The organism is Aeromonas sp. EERV15 (genome assembly GCF_900079845.1).
GTDB lineage: Bacteria > Pseudomonadota > Gammaproteobacteria > Enterobacterales > Aeromonadaceae > Aeromonas > Aeromonas sobria.
Genome location: NZ_FKKY02000001.1, coordinates 349,929 through 368,878 on the forward strand (window position 1 = coordinate 349,929; position 18,950 = coordinate 368,878).

The following is an 18,950-nucleotide window of genomic DNA, read 5'->3' on the forward strand; positions in this document are numbered from 1 at the left end:
CTCCTATTTCTTGATCAGCCCCAGCGGGCCGCGGCTAATCAGGGTGATCAGGTGAGTCAGGGTTCTTGGCAGTGCCAGCTTGCTGCTGCAGAGCAGATAGCGTGGCTCCCAGCTGGGCGAAAACTTCTCTTTGTAACGGCGAAGCCCCTGAAAGTTGTAAAAACGGCTGCCACGCATAAACAGGGTGTTGCCGAGGCGATCCCAGTAGCTGCCGAGCGGGTGGTCATTGAAACCGGACATGGGGGCCATCCCCAGATTGAAGTAGACATACCCCTGCTCCTTGCCCCACAACAGCAGCTCGACGAAGAGAAAATCCATGATGGGGGCGGTGCCGCTATCCAGGCTGTAGCGCATCAGGTCGATGGATAAGATCTCTTTGTTGTCGCTGACCCAGAGGTTGGCAAAGCCGACGATCTGCCCTTCGTGCCGCACCAGCGCCGCCGGGCTCAGGGTGAGGTAGTCGGGATCAAACCGGCCGACCGAGAAGCCCTTCTCTTTGCCCATCTTGCTCTGCATCCAGCTATCGGAGGCGGCTTGCAGCCTCGGCAGCAAGGGGGCAACGGCAGTGGCCTCCACCACTTCGAAGATCAGCCCCTCCCGTTTTCCCTTGGTGTGGCTCTGGCGCAGGTTGCGCAGCCGGCTGCCCGCCAGATCGAAGCTAGTCAGATCGACCATCGCCTCTTCGCCGAGCTTGAAGGGGATCAACCCCAGCTCCAGATAGAGGGGAAGGTAGCGGGCCGACACCTGATAGAAGACCGGGTTGGCGTCGTGCTCGTCGCAGCGCTCGCGAAATTGCCAGAGCAGCTCTTCAATCAGCTCGGGGCGACCGACCGGATCCCCCATCACAATCCAGCTGTTGCCCTCGATGCCATACATCAAAAAGGCGTCACCGGCGGGGTGGAACAGCAGGGATTTATCTTTCAGCTGGGCCAGATAGCCGTGGCCCCCGCCGTCCCGCACCACCAGCGCATGAGCGCGTGCCAGCGCTTCTTTATCCGGCTTGTTGCCCACGATACGCAGCGGCGCCAGCAACTGTGCAACCCCGACGACTGCCAGCACGGCCACCACGCTACCCATGGCGCGCAGGCCTCTGGCGGCACCGCCGTGAGGGGAGAAGTGGAACCAGAGGGCGTGGTCATACTCCACCTGACGGTAGGAAAAAAGCAGCAGCCACAGCGCCCCCAGCAGTACGGCACCGACCGAGACAAGCCAGCCTGGAGTGAACTGGGCATGCAGCAGGGATCCCTTGCGATAGAAGAGCGGGCGACAGGGCGTCATGATCAACAGAAAGCTGCCGAGCAGCAGGGTGGACTCCCAGCCTCCCCCCTTGAGCAGGGAGAAGGTCATTCCCAGCACCAGCAGCAACTGGCTGATGCGAAACGCGGCATCATGGCGGCGATAGAGGCTGCGGGCCAGCAGGATCAACAGCACCCCGCTCACGCTGCCGAGGACGTGGGAGAGCTCCAGCAGATGGAGTGGCAGCACCTGCAGCAGTGTTTCGATGCGGCTGCGCATGGTGGGGATCATCCCCGAGCAGAGCAGCAGGCTGCCGGCTGCAAAGGTGCCCAGGCTGATGAGGGCGGGCAGAAATTCGCGCACTGCGCTCATGATCCCCTGCAGCCGTTGCCAGCGCGCTTTCTGCTGCAGCATCTCCTGACTGGTAAAGAGCAGCAACGCGCAGAGGAAGGGGAGCACGTAGTAGATGCAGCGATAGAGCAGCAGCGAGGCGAGCAGCTTGTCGGTTGGCAGGTAGTTAGCCAGCAACATGCTCATGCTCGCTTCGAACACCCCGATCCCGCCCGGCACGTGGGCCAGTACCCCGAGGAAGCTGGCCAGCACGAAGGCACTGAGCAGCACAGGGTAGGGGACGCTATCTGCAGGCAACAGCACGAACAGTACGGCGGCGGCGGCCATCCAGTCGGCCAGCGCGACCAACAGCTGCAACAGACGAACCTTGAAGCCGGGCAGGATCAGGCTGTGTTCGCGCCAGGAGAGACGGTGTGTGGGCCAGCAGAGGTAGCAGGCCACCAACAGCAGAGCCATCATGCCCGCCAGCTTGAGCAGGGTGTCTGCCCATTGCGGCCAGTCAGGCAGCAACTGTGATACATCGCAGGTCAGTAGGGCGCCACCTCCCCACGCCAGCAGGCCGAGGAAGAAGGTGATGGAGCAGAACAGCACCACGCGGGCCACTTCTCCGGTGGCGAGCCCCAGTGCGGAGTAAAGGCGATAGCGTACCGAGGTGCCGGTCAGCAGGGCAAATCCCAGGGTGTTGGAGAAGGTGTAGGCGATAAAGGAGGTGATGCTGACCTGTTGCCAGGGAAGGCGCTTGCCCAGCGCATGGAGCGCCAGCATGTCATAGCTGCAGAGACAACCATAACTGAGCAGGGTCAGCAACAGGGCGCCCGCCAGTCGCGGCAGGGGTTGGGACCAGATGGCCAAACGAATATCGTGCCAGTGCCATGTCTGGGTCAGGTGATACAGCACGGTCAGTGCGGTGCCGAGCAGCAGCAAGCTGCACAAGGGGCCGAGCCATTTAAGCAGATGACGCCACATGCCATGTTCCTGTGGTCATTGACCGTTTCCCGCAAAGGGGGAGCCGGGTCGTGGATCCGGTTTGGACGAGGGAGGCGCTCGTCAGGAAAATTTCGTGAAGAGATGGAAAGGGAGGCGTCAGCCTCCCTTGGTGCTATCAAGTGACCAGTTGGATCACTTGGTTTTCGGCGCGACTTTGACGGCAGGGGTCTTGGCGTGGGTGGCTTTATGGTGTTTTTTCACCACCTTGGTCTGGGTCGTCTGCGGTGTGGCTGTCTTGGTCGGGGTGGCCGCCATGGTGAAACCGGAAGTGAGGGCGAAGACGGCTGCCAGGGTCAGGGGGATAATTTTTTTCATGTTCAATTTCCTTATTCGGGTTGATGTTATGGAGCGTTCTCCATGACAGTCATCCTATGACGGTTGCAGCGGCCCTTCAGTGAGCGGTTGGTGACGGTTTGTATCCAAATGTACAGGTAGGGTGAGGCAGAAGCGGGCGCCGTGGTCACTGGCCAGCAACGCCACATCCCCCCCGTGATGACGGGCAATGCTGCGCACGATGGCCAGCCCCAGTCCGGTGCCGCCGGTGCGACGATCCCGGCTCTGATCAAGGCGCACGAACGGCTCGAAGATCTGGGGCGCCAGCGCGGGATCGATCCCCGGTCCGTCGTCACTCACCTCCAGCAGATAGTTATCCTGCAACCGGGAGAGCGAGAGGGTGACCCGACTCTCGGCATAACGCAGGGCGTTGCCGATGAGGTTCTCCACGGCGCGCGTCAACAGCCGTTGATCGCCGCACCAGGGCATCTGGATGACCGGCAGTTGCAAAGCCAGTGCTTTCTCCGGGCGCAGTGCCTGCCAGTCTCCAAAGTGGAGCTCCGCCCACTCCACCAGTTCCAGCTCATCGAGCTTGAGTGGCAGCTCGGGCCGGTCCAGCCTGGCATAGGTGAGCATCTCATCGATAAGGGAGTCCAGCGCCCCCAGATCCCGCTCCAGCGCCTGCTGCTCCTGCTCGGCAGGCGCTGGAGCGAGCATGGCAAGCCGATAGCGCAACCGGACCAGCGGGGTGCGCAACTCGTGGGCGATGGCATCGGTGAGCTGCTTGCGGCTGGCGAGCATCGCTTGCAACTGGGCGGTCATCTGATCGAAGGTGCGGCCGACCCGGGCCAGGCTGCTGCCTTGCGGCAGGTTGGTACGACAGGAGAGATCCCCATCTCCCACCCGGCGCGCGATTTGCTCGAGCTGGAGCAAGCCGCGCCAGTGGGGGCGCAGCCAAAGCAGCAGTGGCAACCCGAGAGAAAGGCCGATCACCAGCAGCAGCCCCACATCGACCCAGTGGAGTTCGTGCAGATAGGAGAGATAGGGCACCGGGCCGACGATCAGCACCTGATCGGTATCGGGGACACGCTGCAGGAAGGTGTCATCCTCTTCGACGATGACGATGTTCCCTGCGGCCAGAAAGGCCTGATCCTCGCTGGCCAGTGGTTGGCGCGCCAGTTCGCCGACCTTGAGGGGCAGGGTAAACTGGCTGCTTTGCTCGGCCAGCCGATCGGGCCAGTGCTGTGGCGGAGTTCTCGCTAACTCGCTGGTCAACAGGCCAAGGGAACCTTGCATCATCCGCTCGAGGTAGCGGTCACCCGCCCGCTCGGCAGTCACCTGATAGACCACGCCCACCAGCAGGATGGCCAGGGTAAAACAGCCGATCAGCAACAGATAGAACTGGATAAAGAGACGGCGCATGGCGGTGCTCCCGAAAGAGGGTTATTCCCAGGCGTGGGGAACGAACAGATAGCCCTTCTGGCGGACCGTCTTGATCCGGGTCGGGTTGTTGGGGTCATCCCCGAGCTTGCGGCGCAGGCGGGAGATGGCCACATCCATGCTGCGATCCTGGCCGTCATACTCCCGACCGCGCAGGCTGCGAAAGAGGGTTTCCCGTCCCAATATTTGGCCTGCGTGGCAAGTGAGCTCCCACAACAGATCAAAGTCAGCGGTCGAGAGGGCAATGCTCTCGCCGTCGAGCCGCACATCCCGACCCGGTCCATCGACGTGCAACCGGCCAAATTGCAGTTGCTGAGGCACGTTGTTGGTAGCAACGGGTTGGGTTGATGTTTGCTGGTGCTGGCGAAACTGCACCCGCAGGCGGGCAAGCAGCACTGGCGGTGGGGTGGTTTTGAGGATGTAATCGTTGGCGCCAAGCTCCAGACTCAGGATCTGGTTCATGTCGCTGTCCAGCGAGGTGAGCATCACTATGGGGCCATCAAAGCGCGGCCGCAGATCCCGGCAGAGGGACATGCCATCCTGCCCCGGCAGCATGATATCGAGCAGCACCAGATCGGGCTGTTCGGCCTCGACCCGGGCCAGTGCCATATCCCCTCTGGGTTCGAGGATCACCTCCATATCGTGGCGACCAAGCCAGCGGCTGATGAGTTGGCCAATCTCGGGATCATCTTCAACAAAAAGAATGCGCTGCATAGAAAAGTTCCATTCGAAATGGATAAAGACACGATGACGGCCAGCATAACAATTAGGTCACCTAGCTCAACCATACGCCAGGAACATCTGCGTCCCTATTACACCACCCGCAGGGAGCTGACCCGCAAAGGGGTGTGAATCCATTCTGTCAGCAATCCCTCTACGACTTCTTATTCATCCGCGCTTTTAAATCAGCAAAGGGGTTATGGGTCGCACCACCGGCAGCGTTTTTGGCATCTTCGCCAGCAACGACCGTTGAGCCATATTGATAAGCTTCGGTGTATTTTGAATGCTCATGATCGTGACAGTACAGACAAAGCAGTTCCCAGTTACTGCCATCTTCAGGATTGTTGGTATGGTCGTGATCGATGTGATGAACCGTCAGTTCGCGAAGGTTAGAGTACACAAACTCCCGAGAGCAGCGTCCACATATCCAGGGATAGAGTTTCAGGGCTTTTTCACGGTAGCCGCTTTCCAGCTGCGCGTAGTGCTTAGAGATAATTGCCATAATTGATACCAGCCTACCTGAACATGTGAATGCAATATGGTACCACTGCTGCCACACCGCTCGGCTGGAGAAATAAAATTTTCGTACAACAAAAAGGCCACCGCGATGCGGTGGCCTTTTTGTTTCTTGTCACAAGAATTTGGTGGAGCTACGCGGGATCGAACCGCGGACCTCTTGCATGCCATGCAAGCGCTCTCCCAGCTGAGCTATAACCCCGATTTGTGTGAATGACCTGCAGTCATTCTGAATTTGGTGGAGCTACGCGGGATCGAACCGCGGACCTCTTGCATGCCATGCAAGCGCTCTCCCAGCTGAGCTATAACCCCAAATTCGGTACTGAATGAATGGTTCTGGCGGCCATTCATCCTAAATAGTGGTGGAGCTACGCGGGATCGAACCGCGGACCTCTTGCATGCCATGCAAGCGCTCTCCCAGCTGAGCTATAACCCCACAAAGGTCGGCCTGGGTGATACACACCGCATTGCCCTGGGCACTTCATTTCAATCAGGAACCTGGTGGAGCTACGCGGGATCGAACCGCGGACCTCTTGCATGCCATGCAAGCGCTCTCCCAGCTGAGCTATAACCCCTTTGATTCCAGATTGTTCGAGGATAATTGGTGGAGCTACGCGGGATCGAACCGCGGACCTCTTGCATGCCATGCAAGCGCTCTCCCAGCTGAGCTATAACCCCAACTCACCTCGGCGCTGACGAAGTTATCTCCGGCAACGGAGGCGGATGATAGGCATCGTGAGCTTTGCTGTCAACCCTAAAATAACTGCCATTGATTCGTTTAGTCAAAATTGCAGCAGTCCGCTGTTTTTACCAGCAAGGAGCATGCTATCTCTCTGTTTTATGTCACAAATCGGCTCAAACTTCGATCTCAAGCCACGATAGAGTGCCGTCCGTGAAGCAGGCCCTTTTCGGATGCAACGCTGCCGATCCCTTGCCTTTAGTGGCGGGCGCGCAAACAGACTCGCTCTCATCACCCCAATCAACCCTCTCCATGAACAAGAAACCCTTTCCATAAAGAATGTTGCACTTGAAAACCCTTTCTATGATTTTCGTAAATTTACAACATAAAAAGTTGATCCAGCTCACAGATAACCATAGGATCAAACCGTGACCCAGGTCACACACCATAACCATAAATGACAGAGCGATGAGGTAAACCATGTTTGAGAATCTGGCAGTCCTGTTCCGCCTCAAGGGCGCAACCACCAAGAGCGGCATTGTAGAGAAAGATGCCTATGCACCGTCCACCCGTGAATACTACTTTCGCTACGGCAAGTAAGCTGTGAAAGTATTTCACCAATAAAAGTAATAAAACTACATCACGCACATCCTATCGCAGCGCCATCCAGGAGCTGTCCTGTCCCGGCCAGAGAGAGTCCTCGGCCAAACCTGAACTCCACCAAACGAGAATGGGGCCCGCAGGCCCCATTTTTTATTGCATTGGCTCATTGCCGGATCACAGCTTGATCCAGGCATCGCTCCATGCGGTTCCCTTGCCTGGCTCATAAGCCCAGGCTGCACCGGAACACCAGCCGGTGTAGGGATGCGGTTTGCACTCGTAGCTGGCGCCGCCATTGCTCACGCGCTCGCCCGCTTTATAGGGAGTGCCCGCCTTGTAGGCCGGGTAGTCACCATCCGGTGGGGTTACGCCCCCCTCTTCCCCTTTGACCAGCAGGGCGTGGTTAGCACTGCGACTCAGGCTCCCTTCGTCGGTCACCGTCAGCTTGATAGCCAGCTTGGTATCAGCGGCCGGCTGGGGCAGGGTCAGCTCCAGCGTGACCTGATCCAGTGCCGGGGCGGAGGCGCCGGCAGGCAGGGTCCAGGCATACGCCAGCGGCTTGCCTTCCGGATCGCTGGAATGCTGCGCGGAGAGGGTGACCTTGCTGCCGCCTTCGGCTTGCGCCGGGCCAGTGATGCTGGCCACCGGTGGCAGGTTGGTACCGCCACCATTGTCTTCAATCACCACCTCTGGATAGAAATGCTGGATGCAGCGGGTGTAATCCCCCTCCTTGAAGGCGCTGAAACGGGTCTGGTAACCCACCAGCTTGCACGCATAGCTCTTGCCGCCGTTCGGGTTCTCGGCCACATAGCTCCAGTCCTGCTCCCAATAGATAGGCAGGGCACCGGCGCCTTCGTTGTCAAAGTACTTCATCCCTTTGCAACCCAGCACTTCGTCAGCCGGTACCGGCACGGCGAGGTAGTTGGCAAATTCGCGGTAGTAGTTGATACGGTTCTGGGACTGGGCATGCTCGGCATTGCCGCCACACTCAACGCCACCGTTGATGATCTGGGTAGTCACCCCGAAACCGGGTAGCAGACCGTTCTGCTTGTCATGGTCGTTCGGCTGCCAGGTACCGTCGATGACGTGCAACATGGAAGGCTTGGGCGGCTGCGGATAGGTGTAGAAGAACACCGCACTGGCGAGGTTCAACCAGCTGTCAGCCACCAGCTCCGGCTGGTCGAGCAGGGTGCGCACCGTGCCAAACATCGCCTCGGAGAAGGGGCCGTAGTTGTAGTTGTAAGAGAGCTGCTTGGCACCACGACCGAAATAGCTCTTGAACTCGCCATTATCGAAGGTGCCGCATGGCCACTGCTGACCCTGCCATACGCTGGGGCTGCACTCGGCGTTGTAGCCGCCACGCATCGCTTCGGTCCAGCCCATCTCACGGACATAGACCAACGCCTGACGCCATTCAGCTTCCGGACGCCAGCTCTCGTGGCCACCGGTCTCCTGGGCGAAGTGGGCAAACATGGTCGCGAGGGTCTTGCGACAGATAGCCTCGGCATCGCGACCATCGCTGTAGTTGCTGCACAGGGCCGGGAACTTGGCCGCCGCCTGCAACAGACCACGATAGCTGTACTCGGGGGCTCGCAGGGGGAACAGGTAGTTAAACTGGCTCTCGCTGAGCAGGCTCTCCACCAGCTTGACGTTATCCGGGTTGTCGGCTCGGCCCGCTTGCACCGCTTCCACCACCAGATTGTCGCGGGTGGCGATGGATGCCTTGACCGCGGCCATCCCGGGGAAGTCGGTCAACGTCTGCTCTTTGGCATCCAGCTCTGCCTGGCTCATATAAACAGGAGCGGTGCTGCCATCCGGCGGTGTAGGTGTTGGCGGAGTGGGCTTGTCATCACCGTCGCCATTGTCCGGCGGGGTCACTTCACCTTCGCCGATCAGCTTCCACGGGGTATCCCACTCGTCGGCGGCCGCCATGCCGGGGGTCTGGCCCGGGTTGACCCACCACTTGGCTTCAAATACCTGGCCGTTGTAGTTGACCTGGCTACCGCCCGGATAGGATTTGTTAATGTTGTATGCCTCAGCCGCCCACAGGTGGCCACTGAGCATCAATCCGGCAAGCAGAAGGGTGATGCGATTTTTTTTCATTATTATTGCTCTCTTAACTTTATTAGCAGACAAAAACGGGGTCTAAACAGACCCCGCCACAATCATAATGATGTCAACTTAACGGCAGCTTGCTGCACCAACATCAACCCAGACATCGTGCTTGCCCGGCTCATTACCTTGAGTCCACCACTTGGCCTTCCATTGACGACCGTTGTGATTGGTCAGTTCCCCGCCGTTGTAGACAACCGCGGCGTTCCAACCCAGCTCAACCTGGCTCTCCAGTGACCACTGATCCGCAGTGCGGCTCGGTTCATTGCCCTGGGTCCAGTACTTGGCACGCCATACCAGCTGGTTGTGGCTCACCTTGTCACCGCCGTTGTAGACCTTGCTGGTCTGCCATGCCGGGACGTTGGCCGCTTCCGGGTCGGTGGTATTGCATGAACCACCTTCCCCACCGTCACCGCCTTCATTGATCGGTGTAACGGTGAGACGGGTTGCCGCACTGGCGTCGAGTGCGCCATCGGAGACAGTCACAGAGAGGTCATAACCGGTTTCAACATCCACTGCAGGACCGGTGACCACCAGGGTGGCGCTGTTCTGGCCGGTGGCCGAGATACCGGCTGGTACTTGCCATTGGTAGATCAGCTCGTCGCCATTGGGGTCGGATGCCTTGGCGGTGATGCTCACCTGCTTGCCCTCTTCTACTTTGAAGCTGGCGGGCAGAGTGACCACCGGAGGCAGGTTGGGTTGCGGCGCCTTGTTGGTCACCACCACCTGATCCTTGGCACTCAATTGATGGTCATCGGTCACGCTCAGCTCGAATACCAGCGCGGTATCGGCGCTCACGGCATTCAGATCGACTCGCACCTTGGCTTGCGTGGTATCACCCAGCACAGCTTGCGGACCGGAGACCTGCTTCCAGCTGTAGGTCAGGGTGCCTTTTTCCGGATCGTGGGAGGCTGAACCATCCAGAGTCAGGGAGGCCGGGCCGGTCACAGTCACGTCGCTGCCCGCATTGGCGACCGGCGGCTTGTTGACTGGCGGGGTGATCCCCTCACCATGGCCGAGACCTTCATGCATGGCGTTGAGGATGTCGCCGTTGTCGGCATCGATCTCCCAGGAGAAGAGGCCACCCAGCTTGTTGGCCAGCACATATTGGCCTTTCGCCTTGACTGAACGCTCGTCGTCATAGGTGATCAGCTCGCCAGTGGAGGGCTTGAACAGGGTCGCCGCTTCGGCGGTCTCGTCGTAGTTGTATTCCCAACCCGCACCCATGTGGTTATTGACGACCTGGCGATAATCGATCACGCCATCTTCCCAGGTACCCTTGATCTTGCCAGTCGCGGTACCGGTGAAGGGATCGTTGCCCTGATAGCCGCTCACCCCTTTCCAGCCACGGCCATAAGCCGCCGCACCGACCACCAGTTTTTCGGAATCGACACCTTGTGCCAATAGCTGATTGACCGCTTCATTGGTGTTGTAACGCTTGTTGGCGGAGCCATTGGTCGCTTGATACAGGTTGGCCTGATGACCCAGCTGGGTATTGCTCCAGCCACCGTTGTAGTCGTAACTCATCACGAAGAGGTAATCCATGTACTGCTGGGCAGCCTTGTAATCCACATCTTCAATCTTGTCATAACCGGCACCGATGGCAGAGGTCAGCTCATAGGTGCGACCGGTCTCTGCTTCCAGCTCGTCGAGCATGGCGCGCAGCTCTTTCATGATCAGCACATAGGTAGCCCCATCCTTGGTCTTGTCACCCAGGTTGGGGTTGGCGCCGTCACCACCCGGAAACTCATAGTCGATATCGACGCCGTCAAAGAACTTCCAGGTCTGCAGGAACTCTTTGACCGAGGCAACGAACACATCACGCTTGGCTTTGTCATGCATAAAGAAGAAGGGATCGGAGAGAGTCCAACCACCAACAGACGGGAGAATTTTCAGGTCAGGATAGGCCTGCTTGAGGGCCATCAGGTTACCGAAGTTGCCCTTGTAGGGCTCATCCCAGGCACCCAGCGTACCTTGTGGTGCTTGTATCGCAGCCCAAGGATCGTGGATCGCAACCTTGAAATCTTCGCGACCGGCACAGGATTTTTGCAGCGCCTGGAAGCTCCCTTCGATCTCTTTGAGGCTGTCGTTGATGCCATCACCGCCGCAAATCGGGGTGAAGCCATAGAGGATATGGGTCAGGTTCTGTGCCGGGATCTTGTTTACCGGGAAATTTCGACCGTAAACGCCCCACTCAACGAAGTAGGTACCGACTACCTTGCCGGATTTGTTGGCATAGGGCTTGTTGTGTTCCTGCAGAGTCGGCTTGAGCGGAACAAGGTGACTACCATCGGTATCGGCAACCAGGATCTCTTTGGCATCAGACAGGGTGCAACCATCGCCGTTACACAGCGCGACCTGCATCTGATAGCGACCACCTTTGTTCACCTTGAAGGTGGCGGTACCGGCCGCTGAAGAGGGACCAGACCACACTTCCTTGCCATCCAGCAGCACTTTGGCGGTCTGGCCAATATCGCCACTCCAGATGTTCCAGGTAACGGTGACATCGGCGGCGTCTTTGCGGGTCACCAGTTGGTTGTATGCACTCGCGGAGGGGTTGACTTCGACGATGGCAAACTTGGTGGGGCCCCAACCAATGGCAGGCTTGCCCGGAGCGGCAGCATAAGCAGCAGATGAAGCGAGCAGGGTACTGACCACCATGGCCAGCAATGCGGGTTTTGGACTTAGCATATTGCTTTCCTTTACGTTATGGAAAAAACGAAAGGGCAACGCAACACGACAGGTAACACAAAAATGACCACCCCTTGGCAAAGGCAGTCTGCATAACACTGTGGTGGCCCCGCTATCCTAGGTCAACATGTCCCTTAGACCGGAAGCTTTGCGTCCCGACTTTTCAATCGGTTTGCCCTTATCACAACTTTATTCTTGGCGATAAATAATCGCTGATTGACTATATGGGTATTCAAGGGGTTAAGCAAATCCGACCATTGCCTTTTTCCCCGAAAAAAAACGTCACAAGCGTTTAATTTATAAGGATTAATTGTTTAAAAACAGATAATTGAAACATACACTTTGTTCACAACAACAGAGGCCATGGCTTGGGCATGGATCGAGCCATAAAATAAACCGATAAAAAACAATAACTAACAAAATTGTCATTTGTGAGATGCCGAATTGATAGTGGTTTTCTCACCGCCCTTTTGTCACCGGCCCCGCAAGCCCCTCCCCACCAGGTTGACCATTCAGATACGACAAAATTGTTCGTTTGACTTTACGCCGAGGCCGTAACGACCGCCCCCAACCCAAAAGTGGCGTGGTGGCCAACTGAATGTCAGAACGCAGTGGTGTAAAGAGGCGCTGGCACTGATTGCCAGACAAAAAAACGGGGCATGACTGGCATGCCCCGCGACCATTCAACTCTTGTTTATTTACAGCTGGCGGCCCCCACATCCTGCCAGACGTCGTGTTTGCCGGGCTCATTGCCCTTGGTCCAGTACTGCGCCTTCCACTGACGGCCGTTATAAGTGGTGATCTCGCCACCGTTGTAGGCCACATTGGCATCCCAACCCAGTTGCACCTTGCTCACCAGCAGCCACTGATCCGTGGTGCGGCTCGGCTCGTTGCCCTGAGTCCAGTACTTGGCCTGCCACACCAGCTGGTTGTGGCTCACCTTGTCACCGCTGTTATAGGTGCTTGCCGCTTTCCAGACTGGCCAGTTGGCCGCATCCGGATCAGTCGCCGTGCAACCACCGCCGCTGCTGGCCGGTTTGACCGTCAGACGGGTTGCCGCGCTGGCATCCAGCCCGCCGTCGGAGACGGTGACGCTCAGGTCATAGCCGGTGTCGCTGGTGACGCTCGGGCCAGTGACCACCAGGGTGGCGCTGTTCTGACCCGTTGCGGTGATGCCTGCCGGCACGCTCCACTGGTAGGTCAGCGGATCACCGTTCGGATCGGAGGCGGTCGCCTTGATGCTCACCTGCTTGCCCGCCTCCACAGAGGCCGTGGCAGGTAGACTCACCACCGGCGCCAGATTGGCTTGCGGCGCCTTGTTGGTGACAACAACCTGATCCTTGGCACTCAACAGCTGGTCATCGGTCACCGTCAGCTCGAACACCAGATTGATGTCGGCGGACACGGCGTCCAGCACCACACGGGCCTTGGCCTGAGTGGCATCAAGCAGAGCTGCCTGCGGGCCGGAGACCTGCTTCCAGCTGTAGCTGAGCGCGCTGTTTTCCGGGTCGTGTGAGGCCGACCCATCCAGCGTCACCTCGGTAGGGCCGGTCACCTTGAGGTCACTGCCTGCATTGGCCAGCGGCGGCTTGTGGGCTGGTGGAGTGGTTCCCTCGCCGTGACCCAGACCCTCGTGCATGGCATTGAGGATGTCGCCATTGTCGGCGTCGATCTCCCAGGAGAAGAGGCCACCGAGCTTGTTGGCCAGCACATACTGCCCCTTGGCCTTGACCGAGCGCTCGTTGTCATAGGTGATGAGATCGCCGGTCGCCGCCTTGAACAGATAGGGCGCCTCGGCCACTTCGTCGTAGCCCTTCTCCCAGCCCGCCCCCATCCGGTTGTTGACGATGTCGCGGTAATCCACCACCCCGTCCTCCCAGGTGCCTTTCACCTTGCCGGTCGCCTTGCCGGTGAAGGGGTTGTTGCCCTGATAACCACTCACGCCAGTCCAGCCACGGCCATACATGGCGGCACCGACCACCAGCTTGCCCGGTTCAACCCCCTGCGCCAGCAGCTGATTCACCGCCTTGTCGGTGGTGTACTTGGTATCGGGATCCCAGCTCGCCGCATAGAGGTTGGTCTGGTGACCCAGCTCGGTGTTGCTCCAGGCACCGTTGTAGTCGTAGGTCATCATGAAGATGTGGTCCATGTAGGGCTGGGCCGCCTTGTAGTCCACATCCTGGATCTTGTCGCCCCCCGCCCCGATGGCGGAAGTGAGCTCATACTGGCGACCGGTCTCGGCCTCCAGCTCGTCGAGCATGGCCCGCAGCTCCTTCATCAGGGCCACATAGGTGGCAACATCGCTCGGGCTGCCCAGTTTCGGGTTGGCGCCCTGTCCGCCCGGGTACTCCCAGTCGATATCCACACCGTCGAAGAACTTCCAGGTCTGCAGGAATTCTTTCACCGAGCCGACAAACACGTCGCGCTTGGTTTTGTCACCGAGGAAATAGAAGGGATCGGAGAGGGTCCAGCCGCCGACCGAGGGGAGGATCTTGAGGCTCGGATAAGCCTGCTTGAGCGCCATCAGGGCGCCAAAGTTGCCCTTGTAGGGCTCGTCATGAGCAGTGAGGTTGCCTTGCGGCATCTGGATGGCGGCCCAGGGATCGTGCATCGCCACCTTGAAGTCGGCCCGGCCTGCGCACGCCCGCTGCAGCGCCTGGAAGCTCCCTTCGATCTCCTTGAGGCTGTCGTTGAGGCCATCCCCGCCGCAGATGGGGGTGAAACCATAGAGGATATGGGTCAGGTTCTGGGCCGGGATCTTGTCCACCGTAAACTTGCGGCCATAGACCCCCCACTCCACATAGTAAGTCCCCACCACCTTGCCGGACTTGTTGGCGTAGGGCTTGTTGTTCTCCTGCAGCGGCGCCTTGAGTGGCGCCAGATGGCTGCCGTCGGTATCGGCAACCACGATCTCCTTGGCATCAGAGAGGGTACAGCCATCGGCGTTGCAGAGGGCTATCTGAGCCTGGTACCGCCCCCCTTTCTTCACCTTGAATTTAGCCGTTCCTGCAGCGGCAGAGGGGCCGGACCACATCTCCTTGCCATCAAACAGCACCTTGGCGGTCTGGCCAATATCGCCACTCCAGAGGTTCCAGCTCACTTCGACGTCAGCGGCATCCTTCCGCTTGACCAGATTGTTGTAGGCGCTGGCGGCTTGATCAACCTCCACAATAGCAAACTTGGTGGGGCCCGCGGCAATGGCAGGCTTGCCGGGGGGCGCAGCATAAACAGAAGTGGCACAACAGAGACCGACCGCGAGGGCCAGCATGGTAGGCTTTGGACTTAGCATTGTTATATTTCCCTATTTCGTTATGTAGGCAACGAAAAGGGCGACGCCCTGACAGGTAACCCAGACAGCAGTGCGGCCTCTTGGCAAAGGTGCACAACAACAACCTGTGGTGGCCCCGCTATCTCAAGTACGGCTCATCCCTGGACCGGAAGCTTTGCGTCCCGACCTTGCGATCGGTTTGCCCTTTAGCTACTTCATTCGCGATAAAAATAATCGCATCCCGACTATAGAGTGAGCGGATCAGGTGCGCTACTGTCGACTTTCACAACAAGTGGCTGACCAGAATGGCTATCGGTCGTTATCACACGAAATAGTGAAGGGATCATCGCCAATCCGGGGCCATGTATGACGAACCACCATGACGATGGCTGCCGCCATATTTGTGCGGTTTTGTGAGCCGGTTCACGGCTTGCCGCCCCGGGTCTGCTATCGCAGCAGCAGGCTGTTCATCAGTGCCCGCAGTTTGAGTGGTTTGACCGGTTTGCTGATGTAGCCATACCCCCGCTCGCGGATCTGCACCTGCAACTCGCTCTTGCGATCGGCGCTGATGATGATGCCTCCCAGCTCGTCGCCACACACCCGTTGCAGGGCAGCCAGCGCCTCCAGCCCGGTCTTGCCATCGTCGAGGTGATAATCGGAGAGCACCAGTCTTGGCACAAACCCCTCTGCCACCAGCGCCTCGGCTTCGGCCAGATCGACGGCACAGTGCACCTCGCAGCCCCAACGGCCGAGCAGGGTGCTCATGGCGGTCAGAATGTCCCGCTCGTTGTCGATGCAGAGCACGGCAACTCCTTCCAGCTGGCTGTCGCGCGCCACCGGCGCCGCCAGCTGATGGGCCGTGACCGGCCGGGTCGCCAGATTGAGGGTCACCGCAAAGACCGATCCCTTGCCCGGCCAGCTCTGCAATGTGAGCTGATGACCGAGCACCTGCGAGATGCCGCGGGCGATGGCAAGCCCCAGACCCAACCCCTGCTCCTTGGCGGTACGGGAGTGATCGAGGCGGGAGAACTCGTCGAAGATCGCCTCCTGCTTGTCCTGCGGGATGCCGGGGCCGTTGTCCCATACCTCGATACGGATCTTCTCCCCCATCCGGCGGCAACCGAGCAGCACCCGGCCCCCCGGGTTGTAGCGAAACGCATTGGTGAGAAAGTTCTGCAACACCCGACGCAGCAGCCGCACATCGCTGTGTACCGCGAGCTTGCTCTCCACCACAGAGAAGTGGATCCCTCCCGCCTGCGCCAGCACGCCAAACTCCGCCTTGAGGTTGTCGAGCAGATCGCGCAGGGCAAAGTCGAGCTTCTTGGCCTTGAACTTGCCCGCTTCGAGCCGCGAGATATCGAGCAGATCGGTAATGAGATCCTCGGTCGCCCCCAGCGCATCGTCGATATGGCGGGCGATGCGGGCCTGATCGCCAGATGCTGGCAGCATCTCCAACAGGGAGGAGGTAAACAGCTTGGCGGCATTGAGGGGCTGGGTCAGATCATGGCTGACCGCCGCCAGAAAACGGCTCTTGGATTGATTGGCCCGCTCCACCTGCTGGTTCACCAGCAGCAGCTGGCGGTTGAGTTCAGAGAGCTCACGGGTGCGCTCGGCCACCCGCGCCTCCAGATGTTCGTTCGCTTCGCGCAGCACCCGCTCCGCATCGCGAAACGGGGTGATGTCGGTAAAGGTCATGACAAAACCGCCGGCGGGCATGGGGTTGCCCTGCATCTCGATCACCCGCCCGTCCGGGCGCTCCCGCGCCGAGATATGGGCGCTGCCCCGCTTCATAAAGGCGACCCGCCGTGCCACATGATCCTCGATATCGCCGGGGCCACAGAGCCCTTGCTGGGCGTTGTAGCGGATGATCTCCTCGATGGGACGCCCTGCCTGAATAAGCCCCGGCGGATAGTGGAACAGCTCGATGTAACGGCGGTTCCAGGCCACCAGCCGAAGCTCCCGATCCACCACCGAGATCCCCTGCCCGATATGTTCGATCGCCCCCTGCAGCAAGCCGCGGTTGAAGCGAAACACGTCGGAGGCCTCATCGACGATGGTGGCGATCTCCTCGAGCTGCATATTGCGCCCTTGCAGGGCAGAGGCGAGCACCAGCCGTGCCGACGAGGTGCCAAATACCCCCGCCAGCAGCCGCTCGGTGTGGGCAATCAGCTCGGCCGAGGCTTGCATCTGGGGCGCCAGGGTGCCGCCCCGCTCACCGGCGAAGCGGCCAAAGGCGCGCTTGACCCGGCTCGAACCGACGAAGCGGGCCGCCAGCATCTCCAGCTCCTTGACCGAGACCCGCGCCTGATAGAGGGCGGCGGTATCGCGGCTCGGCTTGCCGACGAAGTTGGCCGCTTGCAACCGCTCGCTCACCGCCGGGCGCGACAGCAGCGAACCCACCACGTAGCCGAGCAGGTTGAGCACGAGACTCAGGAAGATGCACCAGGCGCCCAGGCTAAGATCGCGAAACGCGGGCCAGTCCGGCGGCGCCAGCAGCTCGGCCAGCGGTGAACCGGCCAGCAACCCGCTCTCCACCAGCAGGGTCACGAACCAGAGACTCACCCCGAGGAAGAGACCAAGATAGACCCCCTTGCGATTGCCGTGACGCCAGTAGAGACCGAGCAGCAGGGCCGGTGCAAACTGGGCCACCGCGCCAAACGAGAGATAGCCGATGCGGGAGAGACTGGTGAGATCGCCGAGCCAGAGGTAGAGCCCCCAGGCCGCCAGCAAGATCAGCAGAATGGCGCCGCGGCGCACCTGCAGCAGCAGCCGCACCAGCCGCTCGTCGCGTCCCTGCCGCCAGAAACGGCGCAGCAGCACCGGCAGCACCAGATCGTTGCTCACCATGATCGCCAGCGCGATGGTGCAGACGATTACCATGCCGGTGGCCGCCGAGGTGCCGCCGAGAAACGCCAGCATCGCCATGCCATCGAAACCGAGGGCCATCGGCAGACTGATCACATAGGTGTCGGAGGCCATGTCAGCCCCGACCCACTGTTTGCCCGCCAGTGCCAGCGGCCAGATAAAGAGCCCCATCACGAACAGGTAGAGCGGGAAGATCCAGCGCGCCCAGTGCAGATCCTGCCCCTGATTGTTCTCCACCACAGTCACATGAAACTGGCGCGGCAGGCAGATAACGGCGCACATCGCCAACACCGTGTAAATGGCAAGCTCCAGCAGGTTGCCGGGGCTCACCGCCACCACCTGCGCAAAGAAGTCGCGGGTCACCTGCTCGTGAGCTTCGCCGGGTTTGCTCAAAATCAGCCAGAGGGCGAAGCCCCCCACCGCGATAAAGGCCAGCAATTTGACCACCGACTCGAAAGCGATGGCCACCACCATCCCCCTGTGGTGCTCGGTGGCATCGAGATGGCGAGTACCGAACAGGATGCTGAACAACGCCAGCAGCAGAGTGACCCCGAGCGCCAGCTCACTGGTATTGCTGGTCGGGCTGATGCCGCCGCTGTTGACCATCAGCAGATCCAGCCCGGTGACGATGGCTTTGAGCTGCAACACCAGATAGGGGAGGATCCCCATGATGGCGATGAGGGCGATCACCATGGCGAGCCGCTGGGATTTGCCGTAACGGGCGGCGATAAAGTCGGCGATGGAGGTGATGTGCTCGCGCTTGGCCACCAGAATAAGGCGGGCCAGCAGCCGCCAGCCAAACAGAAAGACCAGCATGGGGCCAAGGTAGATGGGCACCGGCGACCAGGGGGATTCACTCGCCTGCCCCACGGTGCCGAAGAAGGTCCAGGAGGTGCAGTAGACTGCCAGCGACAGGCTGTATAGCAGCGGTTGCCCCTTGAGACGGTGCCGTTTGTGCTTGTCTGCCACGAAGGCGATCAGAAACAGCAGCCCCAGATAGGTGAGCGACAATCCGATCAGCAGCCATCCCTGGTGCATCGATAACTCCTTGTCCATGTTGAGTTTTTGTATACAACCTCGCCAGTCTAGAGAGGCAGCAGCCAAAAGTCATCCCCTTCGGAGAGATTGAAATTATCGTTTTTCAATAAGTTTTATCTTGACTGTATATCGTAAAACAATAAACATTGCCGGTGTAAATATTGATAAACGATA

Annotated in this window: 9 protein-coding genes, 5 tRNA genes and 2 riboswitches; all 14 genes read right to left on the reverse strand. The window is 59.5% G+C overall.

Annotation, left to right across the window (positions count from 1 at the left end):
• Window positions 1-3 precede the first annotated feature (3 nt).
• A complete protein-coding gene (gene mprF, locus BN4575_RS01605; RefSeq protein WP_068976860.1) occupies window positions 4-2,553 on the reverse strand; it encodes a bifunctional lysylphosphatidylglycerol flippase/synthetase MprF in 2,550 nt (849 codons plus the stop codon).
• Window positions 2,554-2,706: 153 nt separating this feature from the next.
• The gene (locus tag BN4575_RS01610; RefSeq protein WP_005359970.1) at window positions 2,707-2,889 is read right to left on the reverse strand and encodes a hypothetical protein; all 183 of its coding nucleotides are present in this window, start codon (window positions 2,887-2,889) and stop codon (window positions 2,707-2,709) included.
• Window positions 2,890-2,943: 54 nt separating this feature from the next.
• The gene (rstB, locus tag BN4575_RS01615; RefSeq protein WP_068976861.1) at window positions 2,944-4,269 is read right to left on the reverse strand and encodes a two-component system sensor histidine kinase RstB; all 1,326 of its coding nucleotides are present in this window, start codon (window positions 4,267-4,269) and stop codon (window positions 2,944-2,946) included.
• 21 nt (window positions 4,270-4,290) lie between these two features.
• Complete coding sequence (rstA, locus tag BN4575_RS01620) at window positions 4,291-5,001, reverse strand: two-component system response regulator RstA (RefSeq protein WP_068976862.1); 711 nt, start codon at window positions 4,999-5,001, stop codon at window positions 4,291-4,293.
• Window positions 5,002-5,161: 160 nt separating this feature from the next.
• Window positions 5,162-5,509 carry an HNH nuclease YajD gene (yajD, locus tag BN4575_RS21095; protein ID WP_042021689.1) on the reverse strand — a complete coding sequence of 116 codons (348 nt, stop codon included), beginning with the start codon at window positions 5,507-5,509 and terminating at the stop codon, window positions 5,162-5,164.
• A gap of 140 nt (window positions 5,510-5,649) precedes the next feature.
• A tRNA-Ala gene (locus BN4575_RS01630) sits at window positions 5,650-5,725 on the reverse strand.
• A gap of 34 nt (window positions 5,726-5,759) precedes the next feature.
• Window positions 5,760-5,835 (reverse strand) — tRNA-Ala (locus BN4575_RS01635).
• A gap of 48 nt (window positions 5,836-5,883) precedes the next feature.
• Window positions 5,884-5,959 (reverse strand) — tRNA-Ala (locus tag BN4575_RS01640).
• 63 nt (window positions 5,960-6,022) lie between these two features.
• A tRNA-Ala gene (locus BN4575_RS01645) sits at window positions 6,023-6,098 on the reverse strand.
• Between the two features lie 27 nt (window positions 6,099-6,125).
• Window positions 6,126-6,201: transfer RNA gene (locus tag BN4575_RS01650), tRNA-Ala, on the reverse strand.
• Window positions 6,202-6,979: 778 nt separating this feature from the next.
• Window positions 6,980-8,905 carry a glycoside hydrolase family 19 protein gene (locus BN4575_RS01660; RefSeq protein ID WP_068976865.1) on the reverse strand — a complete coding sequence of 642 codons (1,926 nt, stop codon included), beginning with the start codon at window positions 8,903-8,905 and terminating at the stop codon, window positions 6,980-6,982.
• A 78-nt stretch (window positions 8,906-8,983) separates the two neighbouring features.
• Window positions 8,984-11,605, reverse strand: coding sequence for a glycosyl hydrolase family 18 protein (locus BN4575_RS01665; protein WP_068976866.1), 2,622 nt, complete (start codon window positions 11,603-11,605; stop codon window positions 8,984-8,986).
• A 99-nt stretch (window positions 11,606-11,704) separates the two neighbouring features.
• A riboswitch (cyclic di-GMP riboswitch) is annotated at window positions 11,705-11,792 on the reverse strand.
• A 507-nt stretch (window positions 11,793-12,299) separates the two neighbouring features.
• Window positions 12,300-14,894 carry a glycosyl hydrolase family 18 protein gene (locus BN4575_RS01670; protein WP_068976867.1) on the reverse strand — a complete coding sequence of 865 codons (2,595 nt, stop codon included), beginning with the start codon at window positions 14,892-14,894 and terminating at the stop codon, window positions 12,300-12,302.
• Window positions 14,895-14,999: 105 nt separating this feature from the next.
• Window positions 15,000-15,087, reverse strand: a riboswitch (cyclic di-GMP riboswitch).
• A 233-nt stretch (window positions 15,088-15,320) separates the two neighbouring features.
• Window positions 15,321-18,776: a hybrid sensor histidine kinase/response regulator gene (locus BN4575_RS01675; protein ID WP_068976868.1), complete on the reverse strand. Its 3,456-nt coding sequence runs from the start codon at window positions 18,774-18,776 to the stop codon at window positions 15,321-15,323.
• Between the last annotated feature and the right edge of the window lie 174 nt (window positions 18,777-18,950).

What these genes read in the sequence shown, in the direction of transcription:
- mprF (WP_068976860.1), bottom strand. Translation starts at nt 2,553, where the DNA reads ATGTGGCGTCATCTGCTTAAATGGCTCGGCCCCTTGTGCAGCTTGCTG.
- BN4575_RS01665 (WP_068976866.1), bottom strand. Translation starts at nt 11,605, where the DNA reads ATGCTAAGTCCAAAACCCGCATTGCTGGCCATGGTGGTCAGTACCCTG.
- rstA (WP_068976862.1), bottom strand. Translation starts at nt 5,001, where the DNA reads ATGCAGCGCATTCTTTTTGTTGAAGATGATCCCGAGATTGGCCAACTC.
- BN4575_RS01675 (WP_068976868.1), bottom strand. Translation starts at nt 18,776, where the DNA reads ATGCACCAGGGATGGCTGCTGATCGGATTGTCGCTCACCTATCTGGGG.
- rstB (WP_068976861.1), bottom strand. Translation starts at nt 4,269, where the DNA reads ATGCGCCGTCTCTTTATCCAGTTCTATCTGTTGCTGATCGGCTGTTTT.
- BN4575_RS01670 (WP_068976867.1), bottom strand. Translation starts at nt 14,894, where the DNA reads ATGCTAAGTCCAAAGCCTACCATGCTGGCCCTCGCGGTCGGTCTCTGT.
- BN4575_RS01610 (WP_005359970.1), bottom strand. Translation starts at nt 2,889, where the DNA reads ATGAAAAAAATTATCCCCCTGACCCTGGCAGCCGTCTTCGCCCTCACT.
- BN4575_RS01660 (WP_068976865.1), bottom strand. Translation starts at nt 8,905, where the DNA reads ATGAAAAAAAATCGCATCACCCTTCTGCTTGCCGGATTGATGCTCAGT.
- yajD (WP_042021689.1), bottom strand. Translation starts at nt 5,509, where the DNA reads ATGGCAATTATCTCTAAGCACTACGCGCAGCTGGAAAGCGGCTACCGT.